This window comes from Pseudomonas sp. KK4 (assembly GCF_001984065.1).
GTDB lineage: Bacteria > Pseudomonadota > Gammaproteobacteria > Pseudomonadales > Pseudomonadaceae > Aquipseudomonas.
Map to the genome: position 1 here is coordinate 1 of NZ_LYVP01000017.1, position 19,789 is coordinate 19,789.

The following is a 19,789-nucleotide window of genomic DNA, read 5'->3' on the forward strand; positions in this document are numbered from 1 at the left end:
GGGCTTGCTCGCGAAAGCGGTGTGTCAGTCGCCAATGATGCTGACTGACACGACGTCTTCGCGAGCAAGCCCGCTCCCACAGTGGTCTGCGTTACCTCGCCTCAGTTCTTGTCCAGGTCGACATTGCGCGTCTCACGCAGGCACAGCATCCCCACCACCAGGCTCACCCCAGTCACCAGCACCGGGTACCACAGCCCGTAGAAGATATCCCCGGTGTACACCACCAGCGCGAACGACACGGTAGGCAGGAAGCCGCCGAACCAGCCGTTGCCGATGTGGTAGGGCAGGGACATCGAGGTGTAGCGGATGCGCGTCGGGAACAGTTCGACCATCAGCGCCGCCAGCGGGCCGTAGCACATGGCGGAGATGGCGATCAGCGCAACGATCAGCGCCACGATCATCGGTTTGTTGATTTGCTGCATGTCAGCCTGCTGCGGGTAGCCAGCAAGCGTGACCGCGCCGCGCAGGGCGGCTTCGTCGAAACCGTCGATCTTCACATCGCCCACGCTGACCTGCACGCCGCTGCCGGCCGGTGCCGCTGCGCTGTGGTACGGCAGGCCTTGCTTGACCAGGAAGGTCTTGACCTTGTCGCACGGGCTGTCAAATTTCGCCTTGCCCACCGGGTCGAACTGGAAGGTGCAGGTGGCCGGGTCGGCCAGCACGGTGATCGGGGCCTGGCGGCTGGCCTGGTCGATGGCCGGATTGGCGTAGTGGGCCAGGCTCTTGAAGATCGGGAAGTACAGCGCGGTGGCCAGCAACAGGCCGATCATCAGCACCGGCTTGCGCCCGACCTTGTCCGACAGCCAGCCGAAGAAAATGAAGAACGGCGCACCCAGCGTCACGCTGACGATCAACAGGCCGTTGGCCACGGCCGGGTCCATTTTCAAGAACTGGGTGAGGAAGAACAGCACATAGAACTGCGCTGCGTAGAAGGTCACCGCTTGCCCGGCGTTGATGCTGAACAGGGCGATCAGCACGACTTTCAGGTTTTCCCATTTGCCGAAGGAGTCGCGGATCGGCGATTTGCAGAGCTTGCCTTCCTCTTTCATTTTCACGAAGGCCGGCGACTCGTGCAGGCTCATGCGGATCCAGGTCGAGATGCCCAGCAAAATGATCGAGAACAGGAACGGAATGCGCCAGCCCCAGACTTCGAACTGATCGCCGGTGAAGTAGCGGCAACCGAGCACCACCAGCAGCGACAGCAACAGGCCGAGGGTCGCGGTGGACTGGATCCAGCTGGTGTGGAAGCCGCGCTTGCCCATGGGGGCATGTTCGGCAACATAGGTGGCGGCGCCGCCGTATTCACCGCCCAAAGCCAGGCCCTGGAGCATGCGCAGCACCACGAGGATGATCGGCGCGGCGATGCCGATGCTGGCGTAGGTGGGCAGCAGGCCGACACAGAAGGTCGCCAGGCCCATGAGGACGATGGTGGCCAGGAAGGTGTACTTGCGTCCGATCATGTCCCCCAGGCGACCGAACACCAGCGCGCCGAATGGTCTGACGACAAATCCGGCGGCGAAGGCCATCAGGGCAAAGATGAATGCCGTGGTGTCGTTGACCCCGGCGAAGAACTGTTTGCTGATCACCGCCGCGAGGGCGCCATACAGGAAGAAGTCATACCACTCGAACACCGTGCCAAGTGACGAGGCGAAGATGACTTTCTGGGTGTCCCGGCTGGTGCCCGCGCTGCGCACGGCTTCCAGGGGCTGTACATGTTCTGACATATCGGTATCCCTCACAGTGATTGTTTTTGTTGTTCCACTGTCGGCGCCTGCCTTGTGGGCCGGTGCCGCGTTTGTCCATAAATCAGATGAATCAAGAACTGGTGACCAACTCCATTGCCAGGGTGATGTTCCTTGTGTCTGGGTTGAGGATCAGTTGCGCCGCTTTCTCGGCAATCATCAGCGTAGGCGAACAGGTGTTGCCCGAGGTGATGCGCGGCATGATCGAGGCGTCGGCGATGCGCAGGCCCGGGATGCCGTGCACGCGCAGTTGCGCATCGACCACCGCTTCGGTGTCGTTGCCCATGCGGCAGGTGCCCACTGGATGGAAAATCGTGGTGCCGATCCGCGCGGCGGCTTCGTGCAGTTGTTCTTCGCTTTGCAGGCTGTCGCCGGGCAGGTATTCGACCGGTTTGAACGCCCGCAGGGCCGGGGCGGCGACAATGCGCCGGGTCAGTCGGATGGCGTCGGCGGCGACCCGCAGATCCTCTGGATGGCTCAGGTAATTGGGTTGGATCAACGGCGCATCCCGAAGATCGGCGGAGCCAATTTCCACGCGGCCACGGCTTTGCGGACGCAGGTCGCAGACCGAGGCGGTGAACGCCGGGAAGGCGTGCAGCGGTTCGCCGAAACGCTCCAGGGACAAGGGTTGCACGTGGTACTCAAGATTGGCCGAGGTCTGTTCCGGCCCCGAACGGGCAAAGGCCCCCAGCTGACTCGGTGCCATGGACAGCGGCCCGCTGCGGTCATACAGATACCGCAGGCCCATGCCCATCTTGCCCCACAGGCTGCCGGCGATCTGGTTGAGGGTGCGGGCGTTCTGCAGTTTGTAGATCAGCCGCAGTTGCAGGTGATCCTGCAGGTTGCCACCGACCCCGGGCAGTTCATGGGCAACGCCGATGCCCAGGCGTTGCAGCAGCGGGCGAGGGCCTATCCCTGAGCGCTGCAGGATGCTCGGTGAACCGACGGCGCCGGCGCACAGAATGATTTCCTTGCGGGCCTTGAGGGTTTTCGCCTGATCCTGATGGCGCACGCTGACCGCGTCGGCGCGGCCGTTTTCCAGCAGCACCCGGTCCACCTCGACCCCGGTCAGCACCGTCAGATTGGTGCGATGGCGGATCGGCTTGAGAAACGCCTTGGCCGCGTTCCAGCGGATACCGGCCTTCTGATTGACCTGGAAGTAGCCGCAACCTTCGTTGTCGCCCTGGTTGAAGTCATCGATGCTGGCGATGCCGCTTTGCTCGGCGGCACTGCGAAACGCATCCAGAATCGGCCAGGACAGGCGCTGGCGTTCAACCCGCCAGTCGCCGCTGGCACCGTGAAACTCGGAATCGCCGGCAAAGTGGTTTTCGCTTTTCTTGAACAGCGGCAGCACATCCTGCCAGCGCCAGCCGGGGTTGCCCTCGGCGGCCCAGCGATCGTAATCGCCGGCCTGGCCGCGCATGTAGATCATGCCGTTGATCGAGGAGCAGCCGCCCAGCACCTTGCCCCGGGGATAGCTCAGGGTACGGCCCTGCAGGCCGGGCTGGGCTTGGGTCTTGAAGCACCAGTCGGTGCGCGGGTTGCCGATGCAGAACAGATAGCCGACGGGGATGTGAATCCAGGCATAGTTGTCGCGCCCACCGGCTTCGAGCAGCAGGACCCGGTGTTGCGGGTTGGCCGATAGCCGGTTGGCCAGCAGACAGCCGGCCGGCCCGGCCCCGACCACGATGTAGTCGAATTCATCAAGGGAAGTTGGCATCCCTGACCTCGTGTTGTTGTTCTTATGGTTTGCATCCTAGTTGTTAGCTTTCGTTAAAAGAATGTTAGTTTTTACGCAGCGGCTGTGCGTTTTTAAACAGTGCGTTCAATCGACCGACCCAAGGATGATTCATGTTCGACTGGAATGACCTGCGGTTTTTTCTCGAGCTTCAGCGTAGCGGGCGTTTGCTCACCGCGGCCCGCCGCTTGAACACCACCCACGCCACTGTTGCCCGGCACATCGAGGCCATTGAAAAGAGCCTGGGCACGGCGCTGTTCGTTCAGCATGCCCAGGGTTACGAGCTCACGCCGGCCGGGGAAGCGCTGCTCAAGCATGCCGAAGCCATGGAAAACGTTGCCCTGCTGGCCCAGGAGGAAATCACCCAGTCCACGGCGCCGCTGGGCAAGATCCGCGTCGGGGTCACCGAAGGGCTGGGCATCATGTTTCTGGCCAGTCGCATGAACGGCTTGTTCGAGCGTTATCCGGGGCTGGAGGTGGAACTGGTGGCGGTGCCGCGTTTCGTCAGCATTCTCAACCGCGAGGCGGAAATCAGCATTCACCTGGAGCGCCCGGCCGCCGACATGCTGGTCACCCGCAAGCTCACTGACTATCGCCTGGCGCTCTATGCCAGCCAGGATTATCTGAACAAGGCGCCGCCGCTGCGCACGCGCGAAGACTTGGCGCGGCATGCCTGGATCGGCTATGTCGACGACTTGCTGTTCAGTCAGGAACTGATGTTTCTCAATAGCTTCTGCCGCAACCCGCACGTGGTCTTCCACAGCACCAGCGTCATCGCCCAGCAACAGGCTGCCCGCGCCGGTCTCGGCATCGCCGTGCTGCCATGCTACATGGCCAGCGCCGACCCGATGCTGGTGCCGTTGTTCGCCGAGGAAAGCATCCTGCGCAGCTACTGGATCAGCACCCGCCGTGAGTTGCACAAATCCGTGCGGTTGCGGGTGATGTGGGATTACGTGGTGGAGCTCTGCGAGCGCGAACAGAACCTGCTGCTCGGCACCATCCCCCTGTAGGAGCGAGCTTGCTCGCGATGGTCGTCAACGATAACGCGGGGCGTCTGATAACCCACGGGGTTCTCGGGTGCGTCGCGAGTGAGCTCGCTCCTACAGGGGAGTGCGATGTGTTCACAGGCTTTGCGGAATCGACAGCACGGCGCGCAAGCCACCCTCCGGGCGGTTGACCAGCGTGATGCGGCCGCCCAGTCGAGTGGCAATGGTGTTGACGATGGTCAGGCCCAGCCCTGCGCCCTGGTGATTGCCACGGCTGTAGAAGCGTTCGAACAGGCGAGCGCGATCGGCTTCGTCGATGCCCGGCCCCTGATCCTCGACGCTCAGGTGATAAAACCCTTGGGCCTGGCTCAACTGCACGGTGATAACGCCGCCCTCGGGGGAAAAATTCGCTGCGTTGGTGATCAGGTTGTTCAGGGCGATGTCGATGGCGGCAGCGTCGGTGGTCACTCTGCAGGGCTGCTCGCTGACATCGAATGCCAGCTCCAGGCGCTTGCTCAGCAGCCAGGGTGTGAGCTGTATCAGGCTGTCGCGGACGGCCTGGGTCAGGTCAATGGTGCGCAGCGGTGCAGAGGTGGCCTTGGGTTCGAGGCGGGCCATGGTCAGCAACTGATTGACCAGTCGGCTGGTGCGATCGACGCCGGAAATCAGAAATTCCAGGGACTCGCGTCGCTGCGCCTCGGTCCCGGCCTCCAGCAGGTTTTGCGCATGCACCCGCAACACCGCCAGGGGCGTGCGCATTTCATGGGCCGCGTCGGCAATGAAGCGCCGTTCCCGGCCAAGCACTTCCTGAATCTGCGCGAGCATGCGGTTGAGCGCCGCTTGCATCGGTTCGAGCTCGCTGGGCAGGGGCTTGAGTTGCAAGGGTTCCAGCGAACCGCTGTGCCGTGCCCGCAGGGTTGCCGCCATGTCAGCCAGCGGTTTGAGCCCCCAGCCGATCGCCAGCCAGACCATCGCCGCCAGAATCAGGCTGCCCAGGACGTTGGGCCCCAGGGTGTGGCGTACGATCCGGTCCACCAGGTCCGCGCGGACGTCATCGCGCTCACCGACCCATATCCGCAGGTCGTTCTGCTTGTCCTCCAGCAGGAAGGCACGCCAGTGACGGTCGTTCATGTCCACGACATCGCTGAAACCGGGTGTCGACGGCGGCGCCGTGAAAGAGGGTGCGCTGGCGGTGTGTACCAGCACCTCGCCATGACGGTCCCACACCTGAAAAGCAATCTTGGTCTCGTAAGGGTGACCGTCCACCCGCGGTTCGGCTTCGCCCAAGGCCTTGTTGAACGCCTTGTACAGCTCGGTGTGTTCCTTGCTCGCCAGCGGCATGCGCAGCACGCCCTGCAGCAGCCGCGCGTTCTGCGCCAGTTGGGCGTCATAGACTTCGGCGATTTCGTGGTTGCTGTCATGCAGGTTCAAGGTGCTGATCACCGCAAGGCCAGCGAGCATCAGGCCGATGATCAGCGTCAGGGTGCGACGCCGGATCGAAGTCATCGACGCTCCTCCACCAGATAGCCGACACCGCGGATGGTGCGGATCAGATCGGTGGAAAATTTCTTGCGCAGGTGGTGGATGTGCACTTCCAGGGTGTTGCTTTCGGCTTCTTCGTTCCAGCCGTAGAGCAATTGCATCAGTTGATCGCGGGTCATGACCCGCCCCGGCGGCGAGAGCAGTTCGTGCAGCAGTTGATATTCCTTGGGTGTCAGCGCCACCGGCTGGCCTTGATAGCTGACTTGCTGGGTGCTTGGGTTGATGCTGATGCCACCGTGCTCGATGAGCGCCTGGGCGCGACCGGCGCTGCGTCGCAGCAAGGCTCGCAGGCGCGCCTTGAGTTCGGCCAGGTCGAAGGGTTTGATCAGGTAGTCGTCGGCGCCGGCGTCGAGCCCGGCGATGCGGTCTTCGGTGGCATCGCGGGCGGTCAGGATCAGTACCGGAAGATTCGAGCCGCTGTCGCGCAAGCGGCGCAAGACCTCCAGGCCGTCCATGCGCGGCAGGCCGAGGTCGAGCACCGCCAGATCAAAGGACTCGCTGAGCAGCGAATGCAAGGCACTGCTGCCGTCCTGCACCCAGTCGACGGTGTAGCCCTCGCGGCCCAGGGCCTGATGAATGCCTTCGCCCAGGGCCACGTCATCTTCAATCAGTAGTAAACGCACAGGGACTCCTGTCAGTCGAGTTTCTTGTTGACGTCCACCAGCAAGGTTTCGATCTCTTTGCGCCGTCCGGCGTCCGCCGTTTCCCGGCCGGGGCGGGGGGCGGCTTGCAGGGCTTTTTGCAATGCCGTCCTGGCCTCAGCGTAGCGCTTTTGACGGTAAAGGTGATCGCCCCAGAAGTACAGGGGATCGATGCCATTGGGGTTCAAGCGCAGGGCGACTTCGAGCAGTTGATCGGCCTTGTCCGAGTCGCCGAAGCCGATGGGCCAGCCCGGCACGCGGTCATACAGGGCACCGAGGCTTGTATAGGCCGAGCCTTGCAACGCCTTGGGGTCCAGGGCCAGGGCTTTTTCCAGGTCGGCCTTGGCGTCCTTGACCTTGCTCAGTGCGCCAAGCCCGCCCTGGGCACCGGCCCAACTGCTGGTGACGATGCCGGACCAGATCCAGGCCTCGGCCACCGATTGGCGTTGATGGGTAAAGTTTGTGGCTTCAGTGGCCAGTTTTTCGAAGGCGGCCTCGCGTTGTCCTTCCGGCAGCTCGTACTGGATATGGGCCCAACTCTGCTGGATGCCGTTCAGGCGTTGCTGATCGGCGGCATCCAGCGCCCAGGCGCTCTGGCTCAAGGCGCCCAACAGCAGGCAAGCGACGAGTGTTTTCATGGTTTTGGATTCTCCTGGTCGGGTTTCTGGCTCAGGCGGCGGATCAATGGCAATTGCTTGCGCAAGCCGCGATCCACGACGTTGGGCAGCAGGCTGTTGAGGCGTACGAAAAAGCGTTCCGGCCAGCCCAGGTACAGGTCGCGGCGGTCGCCGGCGATGGCGTGGATCACCGCGGCGGCTACGGTTTGCGGGTCATCGACGTTGGCCTTGAGCGCATCGTTGAGCGCCTGGGCTGCCGGGCTGTTCATGCTGGTGCGGGTGGCGCGCGGGGCAACATAGAGAACGCTGACCCGGGTGTCCGCCAGTTCCCGACGCAGCGCCTCGGAAAAACCGCGCAGGGCAAATTTGGTGGCGCAGTAACTGGCATAGCCCGGATAGCCGATGGAGCCGTAGGTCGAACCGACGTTGACCACCATGGCGCTGGAGGCCTGTTTGAGCAGGGGCAGCAGGATTCTAGTCAGGCAGATTGGTGCGCCGACGTTGACCGCCAGCATGGTGTTGATATCGCTGTCGTCCAGTTGTTCGAGCATCGCGAACTGGTTGACCCCGGCGGCGTTGATCAACAGGTTGATGCCACCGATGCTCTGGGCTTCGGCCAACACTTCGGCGCGCTCGGCGCCCAGCGTCAGGTCTGCGCCGATCCAGCACAGGTTGTTCGGGTATTGCGCCAGCAACGGTTCCAGCGGTTGCCGATGGCGAGCGACCGCCAGTACCCGGGCGCCACTGGCACACAAGGCCGTGGCGATGGCCAGGCCGATGCCGCCGCTGGCACCGGTCAGCACGACGCGAGCTTCAGACAGGCGCATGCAGTTTCTCCCCGTTGCGCGGCAAACCGCGGAACATGTCGGCGTACAGCCGGTACACCACTTTCGAGGCATGGATGACAGACGCCTGGTCGGCGGGGTCTTCGAGCCTGTTCATCAGGCCGCGGAAGGTCTGCATGTGCTCGATGTCCAACGAACCGTGGGAGCTGAGGTAGCTGAAAGCGGTTTCCGGCAGTTGCAGGTGCTCGCGGAGGCTGCCGGCCGCGTGCGTGGCCAGGGCGATGCTGGTGCCTTCGAGCACGTTGACCATGCCGAACAGCCCCACCGGATTGCCCCGCGCGATCAAGTCGTAGAGATAGCTCACCATCAATTCGATGGGAAACGAAGGTTGGCCCTGACGCACGGCGGCTTTGTCGCCACCGCAAGCCTCGATGTCGTTGAGCACCCACTGTTCGTGGCCGTATTCATCCTCGATGTATTCGCACACGGCCTGGCGCAACCACTCCAGACTCGAGGGCAGGCGCGCACCGCAGGCCATCATCAACGGTACGGTATGGCGAACGTGGTAATAGGCCTGGGTCAGAAAGGCGCGGTAGCTTTCCAGGCTGACCTTGCCTGCGAGGGCGTCGGCAATGATCGGCAGATTGAACAGTTCGATCCGTTCCTGCTGGGTGGCTTCTTGCAGTTGGTCAAAAAAACTCATGATGCGGATTCCTCGCGGATGACAGGTTCAGTCAATGACGTGCGGTAGCGCTCGACAATGGCGTCGCGGCGCGGGCGCCCATTGGCGGTCAGCAGGCCGTTGGCGTGTGTGAAGGGTTGCTCCAGCCGGGTCCAGTGATGAACCTTGGCGTAATCGGGCAGGGCGTGGTTGGCCTCGGCCACGGCGGCGGCCAGTTGGGCGTCCGTGCAATCGGCGCGCTGCGGCCAGAGCAGTGCGTGGTTGGTGGGCATGGCTTCGCCGTAGACGAACGCCTGGGCGATAGACCCCCGTTGAGTCAGTTCCGCCTCCACCCATTCGGGGTTCACGTTGCGACCGAAACTGGTGACGAATTGATGCTTCTTGCGCCCCTTGAGGTAGAGGAAACCGTCGGCGTCGAATTCGCCGAGATCGCCGCTGGGCCACCACTGATCGTTGTGGGGCGCGTCTCCCAGATAGCCGAGCAGGGTCGAACCCTTGATCAGCACTTCGCCATCGTCCGCCAGGCGAATCTGCACATGGGGCAGGGGTTGGCCGACACTGCCGGGGCGCGTTGCCTCGGGGCGGTTGAGGCAGACCACAGAGGCGCATTCCGACAGGCCATAACCCTCGTACACCGGGATGCCTGCCTGCTGCGCGCGCTGCAGCAGCGATTGGGCCACCCGCGCGCCACCCACCGCGGCAAAGCGCAGAGACCGCGCATCGAAGGCGCTCTGTTCAGCCGCCGTGACCAGCATCAACAGCAACTGCGGCACCAGGATCAGACTCTGGGGTGCACGGCTGGCCAGGCAGGCCAGCAACTGCGGTACATCCACGCCGCTGGCGCCGTGGATGCCCAGCGCCTTGTGGCCGGGCAGGCTCAGCGTCGCGCCGGCGTACAGCGCGGCATAGCAACCGATGTTCTCCAGCAGAATGGCCAGCGGCAGCAGGGCCAGGTGGTGCCGGGGATCGGTCGGTTTGCTGGCCTGATACAGTTCGCGGGCCACCTGCACAATGCTGTCGGCACTCAGGCAGACGCCTTTGGGGGTGCCCGTGGTGCCGGAGGTGAAGGTCAGTTTGGCGGTGCCTGCGGGCATCCGCTGTGGCCCGCTGAAGCGGCGGCGCCAGAACTCTCCACGCTTCTCGTAGCCGGCCGCTTGCAGTTCCTCTTGCAGTGCGGGCTCGGCAATCACCAGGGCGGCCTGGCTTTGTTCCAGGCAATGCTGGCGCTGCGCCGGGCTGAAAAACGGCGGCAATGCCACGCAGGTCAGCCCTTCGAACAACAGCGCCAGATCCCACAGCATGGCGTCGATGCCATTGTCCAGGGCGATTGCAACGACCTGGGTGTGCTCATCGCGCAGGCGCTGCTGGCGGTACACCACTTCGGCATAGAGGGTGGCGTAGTCCAGCCTCGAGTGGTCACCCCACAGGGCGAGGGTGTTGGTTTGGTGTTCGGCGTGCTGACGCAGGGTCTGTTTGAAGCGTTCGGTTTCAGGCGACATGGCTGGACGCCTCCAGTGAGGTGGGCAGGCCGAGACGGCTGAACATGCCGATATTGCGCAAATGAATGAAGCCTGCGCGGATGTTGCCGACGTGCACCCAGGGCTTGCTCTCGTAGTAGCTGCCCCAACTGTTGCGATCCTCGCCCAGGCGCGCCGGGTCGGCGGCACACAGGGTGACAGGTTTCAGACCCAGGCGATGGAAGCTGTTGACCAGACCGACATTGCCGGTGAACGCCACCCATTCCAGGCCGCCCATGGCCAGCAGGTAGGTGATGGCAATGATGCTCAACCGCGCGCTGCCGGTGTCGCTGGCTGCCAGGTTGCCCACTTCGACGATGCCTGCGCGGTCCACCGGGCAGTCTGCCGCGGCGCTGATCAGCGGATCGATCGAATTGTCCAGATAACGCTCCAGGAACAGTTGGCCACTGCTGGCCAGCCGCACCCCGGCGACGGCGCACAGCGCGCCGGCCTCGTTGCTCATGCCGAACAGCTCCGGCATGAAGTGCCGGATGTCGGCTCCGTGCACCTTGCGAAATCCTTCCTGGATAAAGGCTTCAAACGCCGGGCGTTGAGGTTGGTCGGGCAGTGCTCGGTCCAGGCGCAGCTGCGGTGTTTCGGCATGGCCGAAATGCAGCGGCAAGGGGATGTTCCAGTCGAAATGGGGCATTGGCAAGCGCCTCCCGGTGAAGTATGGGAGGAGTATCGGCGGCATTTCTTAACGGAATCTGAAGGTGGGTGCGCCGATTGTCTTCAGATTGCCTTAAGGCTGGACGGGCACAGTTGCACTCGATGGACGGCGCGATTGAGTGCGCTGTCTGCATTGACGCTCATGAGGCTCACCATGATTGGCGATTCAACACCACAGCGGTACGCAAAACTGTCGATGACCTTGCACTGGCTGATGCTTGCGCTGTTTGTCGGGGTGTATGCCTGTATCGAGATCAAAGGCTTGATGCCCCGAGGCGGCCATTTGCGGGGTCTGTTCCTGGGCCTGCACGGGGTGTTCGGTTTGAGTATTTTTGCCCTGGTCTGGGTTCGGCTGCTTGCCCGACTCTCGCCTCGGCCGCCCATTACACCCAAGCCACCGGCCTGGCAGACCGGCGTTTCGCACCTGATGCACCTGGCGTTGTATGGCTTGATGATTGCCACGCCGGTACTGGCCTGGCTGATGCTGTCGGCCGCTGGCAAACCGATGCCTTATTACGAGTTCTACCTGCCATCGCCGGTGGCCGTGGACCCGGACCTGGCCAAGCAGTTCAAATACTGGCATGAGCTGATTGGCAGCGCCGGCTACTGGTTGATCGGCTTGCACGCGGCGGCAGGGTTGTTCCATCACTATTGGGTGCGGGACAACACCCTGCGGCGCATGCTGCCGGGCCGGCCTTGATGGTGCACCTGTAGGAGCGAGCTCGCTCGCGATGCACCCGAGAACCCCGCGGGGGATCAGGCGCCCCGCGTTATCGTTGACGACCATCGCGAGCGAGCTCGCTCCTACAGGGGAGGGTGGTGGTTTATTGAAGGATCTCGAAGGCCGTGCTCGCCAGGCGCTCGCCGTTGACCAGTACATGGACCGCATGCCGGCCGGCATAGTGCCGGCGCGTGGTGAGTTCCTTGATGTGCTGGCCACGGGTGATGGACTCGCTGGCGTGGCCGGGCAGGGTCAGGGCCTTGAGCTTGAACACCTTCGCCGAGGTGCTGCCGTTGGCTTTCACATAATCGATGGCGTAGTCGATCACCAGTCGCTGGCTCTCTGCGACCTTGGACTGGACGTCAAAGGACAGGGTGATTTTCTCCCCCAGGCCAATCACCGGCGGGTAAACCCGCACATCGACGATCTCCACGTGCGGTTTGCCACCGGCCCCGATGATGGCCAGCGCCCGTTGATTGCCCTGTTTGATCAGGCTGCGCAGCGCATGTCTGGCGATCCAGGCGGTGTGCTTGTTGTCCAGTGACCAGCCCTCGATCAAGTCCAGCACCCACTCGGGGTGGTCCTTGGTGATGTCGTTGAGGTGATTGGCCACCGACTTGCGTACGTACAGGCTGGGATCGGCCTTGAGGTTCTCGAGGATGGCGGCGGCCAGGCTCGGGTCGGCCTGTATCTGTTCCAGGCGGAATGACCACGGCAGGCGCGGGCGACAGCCTTCACTGGCCAGACGCCGGACATGTTCGTTGTCGTCCAGCGACCAGTCGTGCATCCGTTGCAACGTGTTTGGCAGATCCCGGCGCAGGAAGGGGCGGATCGCGAACTCCGAGGAGCCGAATGCGGTGAAGTACTTGAGTGCGTCCATGGACAGCTCAAAGTGCTCAGCACCATAGATCGCCACGTAGTGCGGCAGGCACATGCTGACAAAGCCGCTGTTGAGGCGCGGGGCGAGGGCGCGCAGGAGGTCCAGCGAGGCCGCGTAATCCAGCGGCAACACTGCGTGCAGGCACTCGCTGACCCGGGCCATGCGTTGCATCACTGACAATTGGGCCAGATCTTTTTTCGCCAGTTTCAGGAATGTCTTGGCATCGAACTCGGGATAGACCGCAGTCATCTCGCTGGCGATGTGCTGCAGGCGCTCGGCGTTGAAGATTTCCTTGAGGGCGGGGGAGGAGGAGTCTGCCATTGGTCAATTCCTTGGGGATTCGGGGGAGCCTGCTGTACCGCGTTATCGTTCTTCGCGAGCAAGCCCGCTCCCACCTTTGGAATGCGCACACCCTGTGGGAGCGGGCTTGCTCGCGAAGAGGCCGGTCAATTCACCTCATTTCCTGGCGGCTTGCTCTTCCAGCTGATCCGCCTCGAACAACCGCGCCAGTTCCGCCCGGGCTTCCTGGGCGGTCTGCAGGACCTTCACCGCATCGTCGTATACCGCATGCTGGGCTTCGAGCACCTGTTCGTCGTGATGCTTGAAGCGCTTGATCCGCGCATCCGCCTGAGCCTGGGACAAGCCCAGGCCGATCAGTGTCTGCCGGCTCATTTCCAGGCTCGAATAATAGGTTTCCCGCACGGCCTGGGCGCCGACGTCCATCAACCGGTGCACGTGCTGGCGGTTTCGGGCGCGGGCGATGATCTTCATATGCGGGTACAGCTTGTGCACCAGTTCGGCAGTCTTGATGTTGGTGTCCGGGTCGTCGGTGGCGATCACGAAGAACTCGGCCTGTTCGACCTTGGCCGCGCTAAGGATTTCCGGGCGCATCGGGTCGCCGTAGAACACCGGAACGCCACCGAAACTGCGGGACAGTTCGATGGTTTCCACCGAGGTATCGAGGGCGACGAACTTGATGTTCTGCGCCCGCAGGATACGCGCCACGATCTGGCCCATGCGGCCCATGCCGGCGATCACCACGCGAGGCGTTTCAGTGTCGATTTCGCGGAATTTCTCCGGCACCACCACCGGTTGCACCTTGGGGCTGACCAGGCGCGCACAGCCGAGCAGCAACAACGGCGTCAGCGCCATGGACAGGGTGATGGTCAGTACCAGCAAGTCGTACAGGCGCGGCTCGAACAGGCCCTGGTCGCGGCCGATCTTGAACACCACAAAAGCAAACTCACCGCCCGCCGCCAGCACGATGCCCAGGCGTATGGCGCTGACCTTGCTCAAACCGCCGGCCAGCCTTCCCACCAGAAACAGCAGCGGCAGTTTGATGGCGATCAGCAGCAAGGTCAGGCCCAGCACCGTGATCGGCGCACTCAGCAACAGGGAAAGGTTGGCGCCCATGCCGACACTGATGAAAAACAGCCCCAGCAACAGGCCCTTGAACGGCTCGATCTGCGCTTCCAGTTCATGCCGGTATTCAGAATCGGCCAGCAGCAGGCCGGCGAGGAACGCGCCCAGGGCCATGGATACGCCGACCAGGTCCATCAGCCACGCGGTGCCGATCACCACCAGCAGCGCCGTGGCGGTCGACACCTCCGGCAGACCGGTTTTTGCCACCACGCGGAACACCGGGCGCAACAGGTAGCGACCACCGACCACCACCACGGCGATGCTGCCGAGCACCCGCAAACCGTGATTCACATCCTCGGCGGTGCTGGTGTTGTGATCGACGCCCGCCAACAGCGGCACCATGGCAATCAACGGGATCGCGGCGATGTCCTGGAACAGGAGGATCGCGAACGCCAGACGCCCATGCGGGCTGGTCAGTTCCTTGCGCTCGGCCAGGCTTTGCAGGCCGAACGCGGTGGACGACAGGGCCAGCCCCAGGCCCAGCACGATGGCGCTGTTGAGCGGTTGCCCGAACATGAACAGCGCCACCACGCCGATCACCGAACCGGTCAGCAGCACCTGCGCCAGGCCGACGCCAAACACCGATTTGCGCATCACCCACAAGCGTCGCGGCGACAATTCCAGGCCGATGATGAACAGCAGCAACACCACCCCCAGTTCCGAAATGTGGCTGACGCTGCTCGGGTTGCCGATCAGGCCCAGTACCGACGGGCCGATGATGACGCCGGCAAACAGATAACCGAGCACGGCGCCCAGTTGCAGGCGTTTGGCCAGGGGCACGGTGAGGACTGCCGCGAGCAGGAACACGACAGCGGCTTGCAACAGATTGCCTTCATGGGGCATGGGTAAAACTCCATCGACTCGGTACGGCAGGGGGTGACAAGGATAAGGGCTTGATCCGATGACGTCAGTAATACGTCTGGTTTAAGTTGTTACATTTTGCATTAATTGGTTACATTCATAGGGTAACCGGATCAATCTGTCTCCTGCCCGAGTGCCCGTCATGGCCATCAACTTCGACCTCAACGACCTGCAAGCCTTTCGCGCGGTGGTCGAGCAAGGGAGCTTTCGCAAGGCCGCCGATACGGTGCGCATCTCCCAGCCTGCCCTGAGTCGGCGCATTGAAAAACTCGAAGATGCGCTGGGGGTGCGGTTGTTCGAACGCACCACGCGCAAGGTCAGCCTGACCCAGGCCGGGCGCGGTTTCATGCCCAGCGTCGAACGCTTGCTGGATGACCTGGACGTGGCCTTGCTGGGCATCAGCGAAGTGGCATCGACCCGTCTCGGCCACGTCACGGTCGCCTGTGTGCCGTCGGCGGCCTACTACTTCATGCCACGGGTGATCGCCCACTATCACCGGCAATTTCCTCGCATCAAGGTCAAGGTGCTGGACTCCAGCGCCCACGAAGTGCTGAGCGCCGTGGTCAACGGCGAGGCGGATTTCGGCCTGAGTTTCATGGGCACCCTGGAAGCCGAAGTGGATTTCGAGCCGCTGGTGCAAGAAGGGTACGTGGTGGCGTGTCGGCGCGATCATCCGCTGGCCGGACGCAGCAGCGTGACCTGGGACGAGTTCTATCAGCAGGACTACATCTCGCTGGACAAGACTTCGGGTAACCGTTTTTTGCTGGACCAGGCCTTGACCGGCGTGGTGCCGAAGCGGCAGAGCATCTGCGAGACTCGCCATGTGACGACCATGATCGGCCTGGTGGAAGCCGGGCTGGGGGTGGCGGCGGTGCCGTTGATGGCGATGCCGGCGGCGGATCATCCGATACTGACCCGGGTGCCGCTGACCGACCCGCAGGTGATGCGCAGCGTCGGCCTGATCAAGCGCCGGGGTCGAACGCTGACCCCGGCGGCACTGGAGCTGGAACGTCTGGTGGTGGAAATGAAAGTCCGGCAGCCCTCGCTCAGCGACTGACCGAATCCAGCCCCGTTGCTTGCACGTCGGCCTGGGCTTGCTGTGAAGCCATGTAGTGCAGCAGCGCCCTGGCTTCGGCCGGGTGCTGGGCGCCCACCGGAATGCCCGCGGCGAAACGGGTCACCGATTGCACCGATTCGGGAATCTTCGCCACAAAACTCACCCCCGGCACCGGCAGCAGCTCGCTGACCTGCTGGAATCCCAGTTGGTAGTCGCCGGTGGCGACCACCGACGCCACGGGGATCTTCGGCACCATGGTCGCCTTGGGCTTGAGCTGGTCTTCGATGCCCAGGCGCTTGAACAATTGCTGTTCGATGTACACACCGCTGGCGCTGTCGGAATAGGCTACCGATTTGGCCTCGAGCAAGGTTTTTTTCAGGCTGTCGACAGAGCTGATGTCCGGCTTGGGCGTGCCTTCGCGTACCACCAGGCCAATCCTCGAGTCCGCCAGTTCGACCCGGGAGGCCGGGTCGACTTTGCCCTGTTTGATCAGGTCGTCCAGCGCGTAGCCGACCATGATCACCACGTCGGCCTGTTCACCCCGCGCCAGACGATTGGGGATCGCTTCCGGGGCCTTGCCCATCGACGGGCCGAGGGCGGTGTCGAGGGTGTTGCCGGTGGACGCGGCGAATTTCGGGCCGAGGATTTTATAGGCCGCCGTGAAGCCGCCGGAGGTCATCACGCGAATCTCCTGAGCCTGAGCGACAGCGCTCAGGCTGAAGCTGAACAGCAAGGCCAGGGCAGCAACGTTGAATGGTTTTTTCATGCTTATTTCTCGCTCAGGGCAGGTTCACGAAAGGGCCGGGTGCAAGCGACCGCTGGCGCGGCGATAGAGGTACAGCGTTGCGCACAGGGCCACGAGGGCGGCGAAGCTCATCCAGTAGCCGGGTGCTGCCTTGTCGCCGCTGTATTGAATCAGCAGGGTCGACATCGCCGGGGTGAAACCGCCGAACACTGCGGTGGCCAGGCTATAGGCCAGGGAGAAGCCCGCTACCCGCACTTCCACCGGCATGATTTCCGTCAGCGCCGGGATCATCGCGCCGTTGTACAAGCCATAAATCAACGACAGCCACAGCAGCACCAGTAGCATGTTGAGGAAGCTGGGCGCCTGCACCAGGTACGACAGCGCCGGATAAGTCGTCGCCAGCGCCAGCAAGGCCATGGCGATCAACACCGGACGCCGGCCGATGCGGTCGGACAGGGCACCACCGATGGGCAGCCAGAAGAAGTTCGACACCCCCACCAGCAAGGTCACCAGCAACGCATCGGAGGTGCTCAGGTGCAGCACGGTTTTGCCAAAGGTCGGCGCATACACGGTGATCAGGTAGAACGCAGTGGTGGTCAGGGCGACCATCAACATGCTGGCGATTACGGTCACCCAGTTCTGCGCCAGGGTGCGGAACACTTCAGCCATGCTCGGGCGGTGTTTGCGTGCGGCGAACTCCTCAGACTCCTCGAGGTTGCGACGCAGGAAGAAAATGAACGGCACGATCATGCAGCCGACGAAAAACGGAATCCGCCAGCCCCAGGCGGCAATCGCATCCGGCGCCATCCATTGGTTCAGGCCATAGCCCAGCGCCGCGGCAACCACGATTGCCACCTGTTGGCTACCGGACTGCCAACTGGTGAAAAAGCCTTTATTGCCTGGCGTGGCGATCTCCGAGAGATACACCGAGACACCGCCCAGCTCCGCACCGGCCGAGAAGCCCTGCAGCAAGCGACCAATGAGCACCAGCGCGGGGGCGAACAGGCCGATGGTTTCGTAGCCGGGCACCAGCACAATCAGGATCGTGCCGCTGGCCATGATCGACAGCGTGACGATCAAGCCTTTGCGCCGGCCCACATCATCGATGTACGCACCCAGCACCACGGCACCGAGCGGGCGCATCAAAAAGCCTGCGCCGAACACCGCGAAGGTCATCATCAGGGAGGCGAATTCACTGCTGGCCGGGAAAAACACGGCGGCAATCTGCGTGGCATAGAAGCCGAAAAGAAAGAAGTCGAACTGTTCGAGGAAATTGCCCGAGGTCACTCGGAAGATCGCGCCGGCCCGGGAGCGGCCGCGTGGGATTGAGGCTGTCATCGATAAATACTCCACCGCTTTTATGACGTACACCGCCTGGACGCGGCGTACGGTTCTTATTGGGGCGGATAGTGGAGCAGGGGGGTCGATATGTTAATTGCATAGTTGGCATGCATTGATGCGTGGGGTGGATCAATGGGTTTTCGTTGTTTCAGGTCAAGGTCCGTCACTGAGGCGGCCTCTTCGCGAGCAAGCCCGCTCCCACAGAGGGCATATGCGCCGCAGCTCCAGTGTGGGAGCGGGCTTGCTCGCGAAAGCGGACTCTGCCATCGCGCGGCTCTAAAGCCAGGTGACATTAGCAAGGCGACTCGGCAGACGGTTGCCAATCTTCGGCAAATCTGGGAAAACGGCGCCCTTCAAGCCTTTCAGGCAACAGGACGCGAGTGAATGCAATGAATGACCCACTTCAGGTAATCGATCTACAGACAGGTGACGGAAAAGCCGCCGTCAAAGGCGCACTGATCACCACCCAGTACCGTGGCTGGCTGGAGGATGGCAGCGAATTCGATTCGTCCTACAGTCGCGGCAAGCCGTTCCAGTGTGTGATCGGCACCGGTCGTGTGATCAAGGGATGGGATCAGGGCATCATGGGGATGCAGGTCGGTGGCAGGCGCAAGCTGCTGGTGCCGGCGCACCTGGGGTATGGCGAACGCACGATGGGCAAGATCCCGCCGAATTCGAATCTGGTGTTCGAGATTGAATTGCTGGAAGTGCTGACGCGGGATGATTGATACCCTTTTGGAGGCGCGGCGGTTGGCAGATTTTTATCGCGAGCAGGCTCGCTCCCACAATGAAATGCGCTCCATTGTGGGAGCGAGCCTGCTCGCGATGAGCGATAACGCGGTCCTCTTCTAGCGCAGGGTGTAGCCGCTATCCACCACCCAATCCTGGCCGATCACATTACGCGCGCCGTTGCTGAGCTGGAACAGGATCACGTCGGCGACAGCGCCCGGCTCCAGGAACTGGCCGTCGAGCAGGCGTTGGTTGACGGTACTGGCGACCGCGTTCAATTCCTCGTTTTTCAAACCCAGGGTCGACCAGATGGGGGTGGCGGTCGGGCCCGGGGAGACGGTGTTGATGCGGATGCCGTGAGGCGCCAGTTCTACCGCCAGGGTGCGGGCATGATGGATCAGCGCCGCTTTGGAGGCGATGTAGGCCGCCAGGCCCGGGAAAGTGACTTGCGCCAGGAAGGTGCCCGTGAACACCACCGAGGCGGACGCGGTCATTTGTTCGCGAAGGCAAGCCAGGGTGTTCAATGCGCCGGCGCCGTTGACTGCCCATTGCCGATCGAATGCCGTCACGTCGAGGCCGTCGGCCAGTTGCGCGATGCCGGCATTCGGTACCAGGAAACTGACCGGGCCCAGGGTCGCGGCCTGTTTAGCCAGTCGTTCCAGGTCTGCTGCCTGCGTGACATCACCGGCGACCCAAGACAGGCGGGTTGGAAAGCGTTCGGCCAACTCGGCCAGACCGCCGATCTTGCGGGACATCGCCAGTACGCGGGCGCCCTGGGCCAGCAGGCGCTCGGTGACGGCCAGGCCAATGCCGGAGCTGGCGCCGGTGACGACGGCCAGACGATCCTGGAAGGTGCTGTTCATGCAAAGGTTTCCTTTTTGGTCAGTGAGTCGTTGCGCAGGACGTTCCAAAAAGCGGGCCAACGGGAGGGGGCTTGAAACGCGGGCCTCGTGGGCGGGTTGTTGTTATTTTGACCCTGCACTGACGTTGTCTTTATGACCATTCGGAGTCTTTTTGACTTCATGCATTGAAGTATGCTCGCGATGAACCCACAGACGCCGCAATACATCCGGGTTCCCTCGTTATCGTTCACGTCCATCGCGAGCGAGCTCGC

Annotated in this window: 18 protein-coding genes; 4 read left to right on the plus strand and 14 right to left on the minus strand. The window is 62.8% G+C overall.

All coding sequences use genetic code 11. The features are described from left to right. Nucleotides 1-101: 101 nt before the first annotated feature. Entirely contained in the window at nucleotides 102-1,724 is a 1,623-nt protein-coding gene (locus tag B0W55_RS08755; protein WP_077045608.1) for an MFS transporter, read from the minus strand. Nucleotides 1,725-1,815: 91 nt separating this feature from the next. After that, complete coding sequence (locus B0W55_RS08760; protein ID WP_077045609.1) at nucleotides 1,816-3,462, minus strand: GMC family oxidoreductase; 1,647 nt, start codon at nucleotides 3,460-3,462, stop codon at nucleotides 1,816-1,818. 131 nt (nucleotides 3,463-3,593) lie between these two features. Between B0W55_RS08760 and B0W55_RS08765 the strand changes: the two genes are divergently transcribed. Continuing rightward, nucleotides 3,594-4,490 (plus strand): LysR family transcriptional regulator, encoded by an 897-nt coding sequence (locus B0W55_RS08765; RefSeq protein ID WP_077045610.1) that lies wholly within the window; start codon nucleotides 3,594-3,596, stop codon nucleotides 4,488-4,490. A 111-nt stretch (nucleotides 4,491-4,601) separates the two neighbouring features. Here the strand turns inward: B0W55_RS08765 and B0W55_RS08770 are convergent, their stop codons facing one another. The 7 genes from B0W55_RS08770 to B0W55_RS08800 are packed head-to-tail and all read right to left on the minus strand — an operon-like array spanning nucleotide 4,602 to nucleotide 10,899. Beyond that, nucleotides 4,602-5,972 carry an ATP-binding protein gene (locus tag B0W55_RS08770; protein WP_077045611.1) on the minus strand — a complete coding sequence of 457 codons (1,371 nt, stop codon included), beginning with the start codon at nucleotides 5,970-5,972 and terminating at the stop codon, nucleotides 4,602-4,604. Next, a complete protein-coding gene (locus tag B0W55_RS08775) occupies nucleotides 5,969-6,631 on the minus strand; it encodes a response regulator (RefSeq protein WP_077045612.1) in 663 nt (220 codons plus the stop codon). Before B0W55_RS08775 ends, B0W55_RS08770 begins: the two co-directional genes overlap by 4 nt. Nucleotides 6,632-6,642: 11 nt before the next feature. Then, nucleotides 6,643-7,287, minus strand: a complete 645-nt coding sequence (locus tag B0W55_RS08780) for a tetratricopeptide repeat protein (RefSeq protein WP_077045613.1) — start codon at nucleotides 7,285-7,287, stop codon at nucleotides 6,643-6,645. Beyond that, a complete protein-coding gene (locus B0W55_RS08785; protein WP_077045614.1) occupies nucleotides 7,284-8,093 on the minus strand; it encodes an SDR family oxidoreductase in 810 nt (269 codons plus the stop codon). Before B0W55_RS08785 ends, B0W55_RS08780 begins: the two co-directional genes overlap by 4 nt. Continuing rightward, nucleotides 8,080-8,754: a TenA family transcriptional regulator gene (locus B0W55_RS08790; protein ID WP_077045615.1), complete on the minus strand. Its 675-nt coding sequence runs from the start codon at nucleotides 8,752-8,754 to the stop codon at nucleotides 8,080-8,082. Before B0W55_RS08790 ends, B0W55_RS08785 begins: the two co-directional genes overlap by 14 nt. Continuing rightward, a complete protein-coding gene (locus B0W55_RS08795) occupies nucleotides 8,751-10,232 on the minus strand; it encodes an AMP-binding protein (protein WP_077045616.1) in 1,482 nt (493 codons plus the stop codon). The genes B0W55_RS08790 and B0W55_RS08795 overlap by 4 nt, the downstream gene beginning before the upstream one ends. Then, entirely contained in the window at nucleotides 10,222-10,899 is a 678-nt protein-coding gene (locus tag B0W55_RS08800) for a thermostable hemolysin (protein WP_077045617.1), read from the minus strand. The genes B0W55_RS08795 and B0W55_RS08800 overlap by 11 nt, the downstream gene beginning before the upstream one ends. Before the next feature lie 174 nt (nucleotides 10,900-11,073). Here B0W55_RS08800 and B0W55_RS08805 point away from each other — a divergent pair, with 174 nt between their 5' ends. Next, the gene (locus B0W55_RS08805; RefSeq protein ID WP_077045618.1) at nucleotides 11,074-11,619 is read left to right on the plus strand and encodes a cytochrome b; all 546 of its coding nucleotides are present in this window, start codon (nucleotides 11,074-11,076) and stop codon (nucleotides 11,617-11,619) included. Between the two features lie 124 nt (nucleotides 11,620-11,743). Here the strand turns inward: B0W55_RS08805 and B0W55_RS08810 are convergent, their stop codons facing one another. Together B0W55_RS08810 and B0W55_RS08815 are read right to left on the minus strand one after the other, a co-directional pair. Beyond that, entirely contained in the window at nucleotides 11,744-12,841 is a 1,098-nt protein-coding gene (locus tag B0W55_RS08810; RefSeq protein ID WP_077045619.1) for a DNA alkylation repair protein, read from the minus strand. A gap of 135 nt (nucleotides 12,842-12,976) precedes the next feature. Then, nucleotides 12,977-14,785, minus strand: a complete 1,809-nt coding sequence (locus tag B0W55_RS08815) for a monovalent cation:proton antiporter-2 (CPA2) family protein (RefSeq protein WP_077045620.1) — start codon at nucleotides 14,783-14,785, stop codon at nucleotides 12,977-12,979. Nucleotides 14,786-14,945: 160 nt separating this feature from the next. Between B0W55_RS08815 and B0W55_RS08820 the strand changes: the two genes are divergently transcribed. Beyond that, entirely contained in the window at nucleotides 14,946-15,860 is a 915-nt protein-coding gene (locus tag B0W55_RS08820; protein WP_077045621.1) for a LysR family transcriptional regulator, read from the plus strand. On the opposite strand, the gene B0W55_RS08825 is transcribed toward B0W55_RS08820, so the two are convergent. Then, a complete protein-coding gene (locus tag B0W55_RS08825) occupies nucleotides 15,850-16,626 on the minus strand; it encodes a substrate-binding domain-containing protein (protein ID WP_077045622.1) in 777 nt (258 codons plus the stop codon). The two genes, B0W55_RS08820 and B0W55_RS08825, sit on opposite strands and share 11 nt — an antisense overlap. A 24-nt stretch (nucleotides 16,627-16,650) precedes the next feature. Then, the gene (locus tag B0W55_RS08830; RefSeq protein ID WP_077045623.1) at nucleotides 16,651-17,943 is read right to left on the minus strand and encodes an MFS transporter; all 1,293 of its coding nucleotides are present in this window, start codon (nucleotides 17,941-17,943) and stop codon (nucleotides 16,651-16,653) included. A 392-nt stretch (nucleotides 17,944-18,335) separates the two neighbouring features. Between B0W55_RS08830 and B0W55_RS08835 the strand changes: the two genes are divergently transcribed. Next, nucleotides 18,336-18,674, plus strand: a complete 339-nt coding sequence (locus B0W55_RS08835) for an FKBP-type peptidyl-prolyl cis-trans isomerase (RefSeq protein ID WP_077045624.1) — start codon at nucleotides 18,336-18,338, stop codon at nucleotides 18,672-18,674. 120 nt (nucleotides 18,675-18,794) lie between these two features. Here B0W55_RS08835 and B0W55_RS08840 read toward each other — a convergent pair whose 3' ends face one another. Further along, the gene (locus B0W55_RS08840; protein WP_077045625.1) at nucleotides 18,795-19,538 is read right to left on the minus strand and encodes an SDR family NAD(P)-dependent oxidoreductase; all 744 of its coding nucleotides are present in this window, start codon (nucleotides 19,536-19,538) and stop codon (nucleotides 18,795-18,797) included. Nucleotides 19,539-19,789 lie beyond the last annotated feature (251 nt).

Coding starts and splice junctions, on each gene's coding strand:
- B0W55_RS08755 (WP_077045608.1), bottom strand. CDS start 1,724: ATGTCAGAACATGTACAGCCCCTGGAAGCCGTGCGCAGCGCGGGCACC.
- B0W55_RS08760 (WP_077045609.1), bottom strand. CDS start 3,462: ATGCCAACTTCCCTTGATGAATTCGACTACATCGTGGTCGGGGCCGGG.
- B0W55_RS08765 (WP_077045610.1), top strand. CDS start 3,594: ATGTTCGACTGGAATGACCTGCGGTTTTTTCTCGAGCTTCAGCGTAGC.
- B0W55_RS08770 (WP_077045611.1), bottom strand. CDS start 5,972: ATGACTTCGATCCGGCGTCGCACCCTGACGCTGATCATCGGCCTGATG.
- B0W55_RS08780 (WP_077045613.1), bottom strand. CDS start 7,287: ATGAAAACACTCGTCGCTTGCCTGCTGTTGGGCGCCTTGAGCCAGAGC.
- B0W55_RS08785 (WP_077045614.1), bottom strand. CDS start 8,093: ATGCGCCTGTCTGAAGCTCGCGTCGTGCTGACCGGTGCCAGCGGCGGC.
- B0W55_RS08790 (WP_077045615.1), bottom strand. CDS start 8,754: ATGAGTTTTTTTGACCAACTGCAAGAAGCCACCCAGCAGGAACGGATC.
- B0W55_RS08795 (WP_077045616.1), bottom strand. CDS start 10,232: ATGTCGCCTGAAACCGAACGCTTCAAACAGACCCTGCGTCAGCACGCC.
- B0W55_RS08800 (WP_077045617.1), bottom strand. CDS start 10,899: ATGCCCCATTTCGACTGGAACATCCCCTTGCCGCTGCATTTCGGCCAT.
- B0W55_RS08805 (WP_077045618.1), top strand. CDS start 11,074: ATGATTGGCGATTCAACACCACAGCGGTACGCAAAACTGTCGATGACC.
- B0W55_RS08810 (WP_077045619.1), bottom strand. CDS start 12,841: ATGGCAGACTCCTCCTCCCCCGCCCTCAAGGAAATCTTCAACGCCGAG.
- B0W55_RS08815 (WP_077045620.1), bottom strand. CDS start 14,785: ATGCCCCATGAAGGCAATCTGTTGCAAGCCGCTGTCGTGTTCCTGCTC.
- B0W55_RS08820 (WP_077045621.1), top strand. CDS start 14,946: ATGGCCATCAACTTCGACCTCAACGACCTGCAAGCCTTTCGCGCGGTG.
- B0W55_RS08825 (WP_077045622.1), bottom strand. CDS start 16,626: ATGAAAAAACCATTCAACGTTGCTGCCCTGGCCTTGCTGTTCAGCTTC.
- B0W55_RS08830 (WP_077045623.1), bottom strand. CDS start 17,943: ATGACAGCCTCAATCCCACGCGGCCGCTCCCGGGCCGGCGCGATCTTC.
- B0W55_RS08835 (WP_077045624.1), top strand. CDS start 18,336: ATGAATGACCCACTTCAGGTAATCGATCTACAGACAGGTGACGGAAAA.
- B0W55_RS08840 (WP_077045625.1), bottom strand. CDS start 19,538: ATGAACAGCACCTTCCAGGATCGTCTGGCCGTCGTCACCGGCGCCAGC.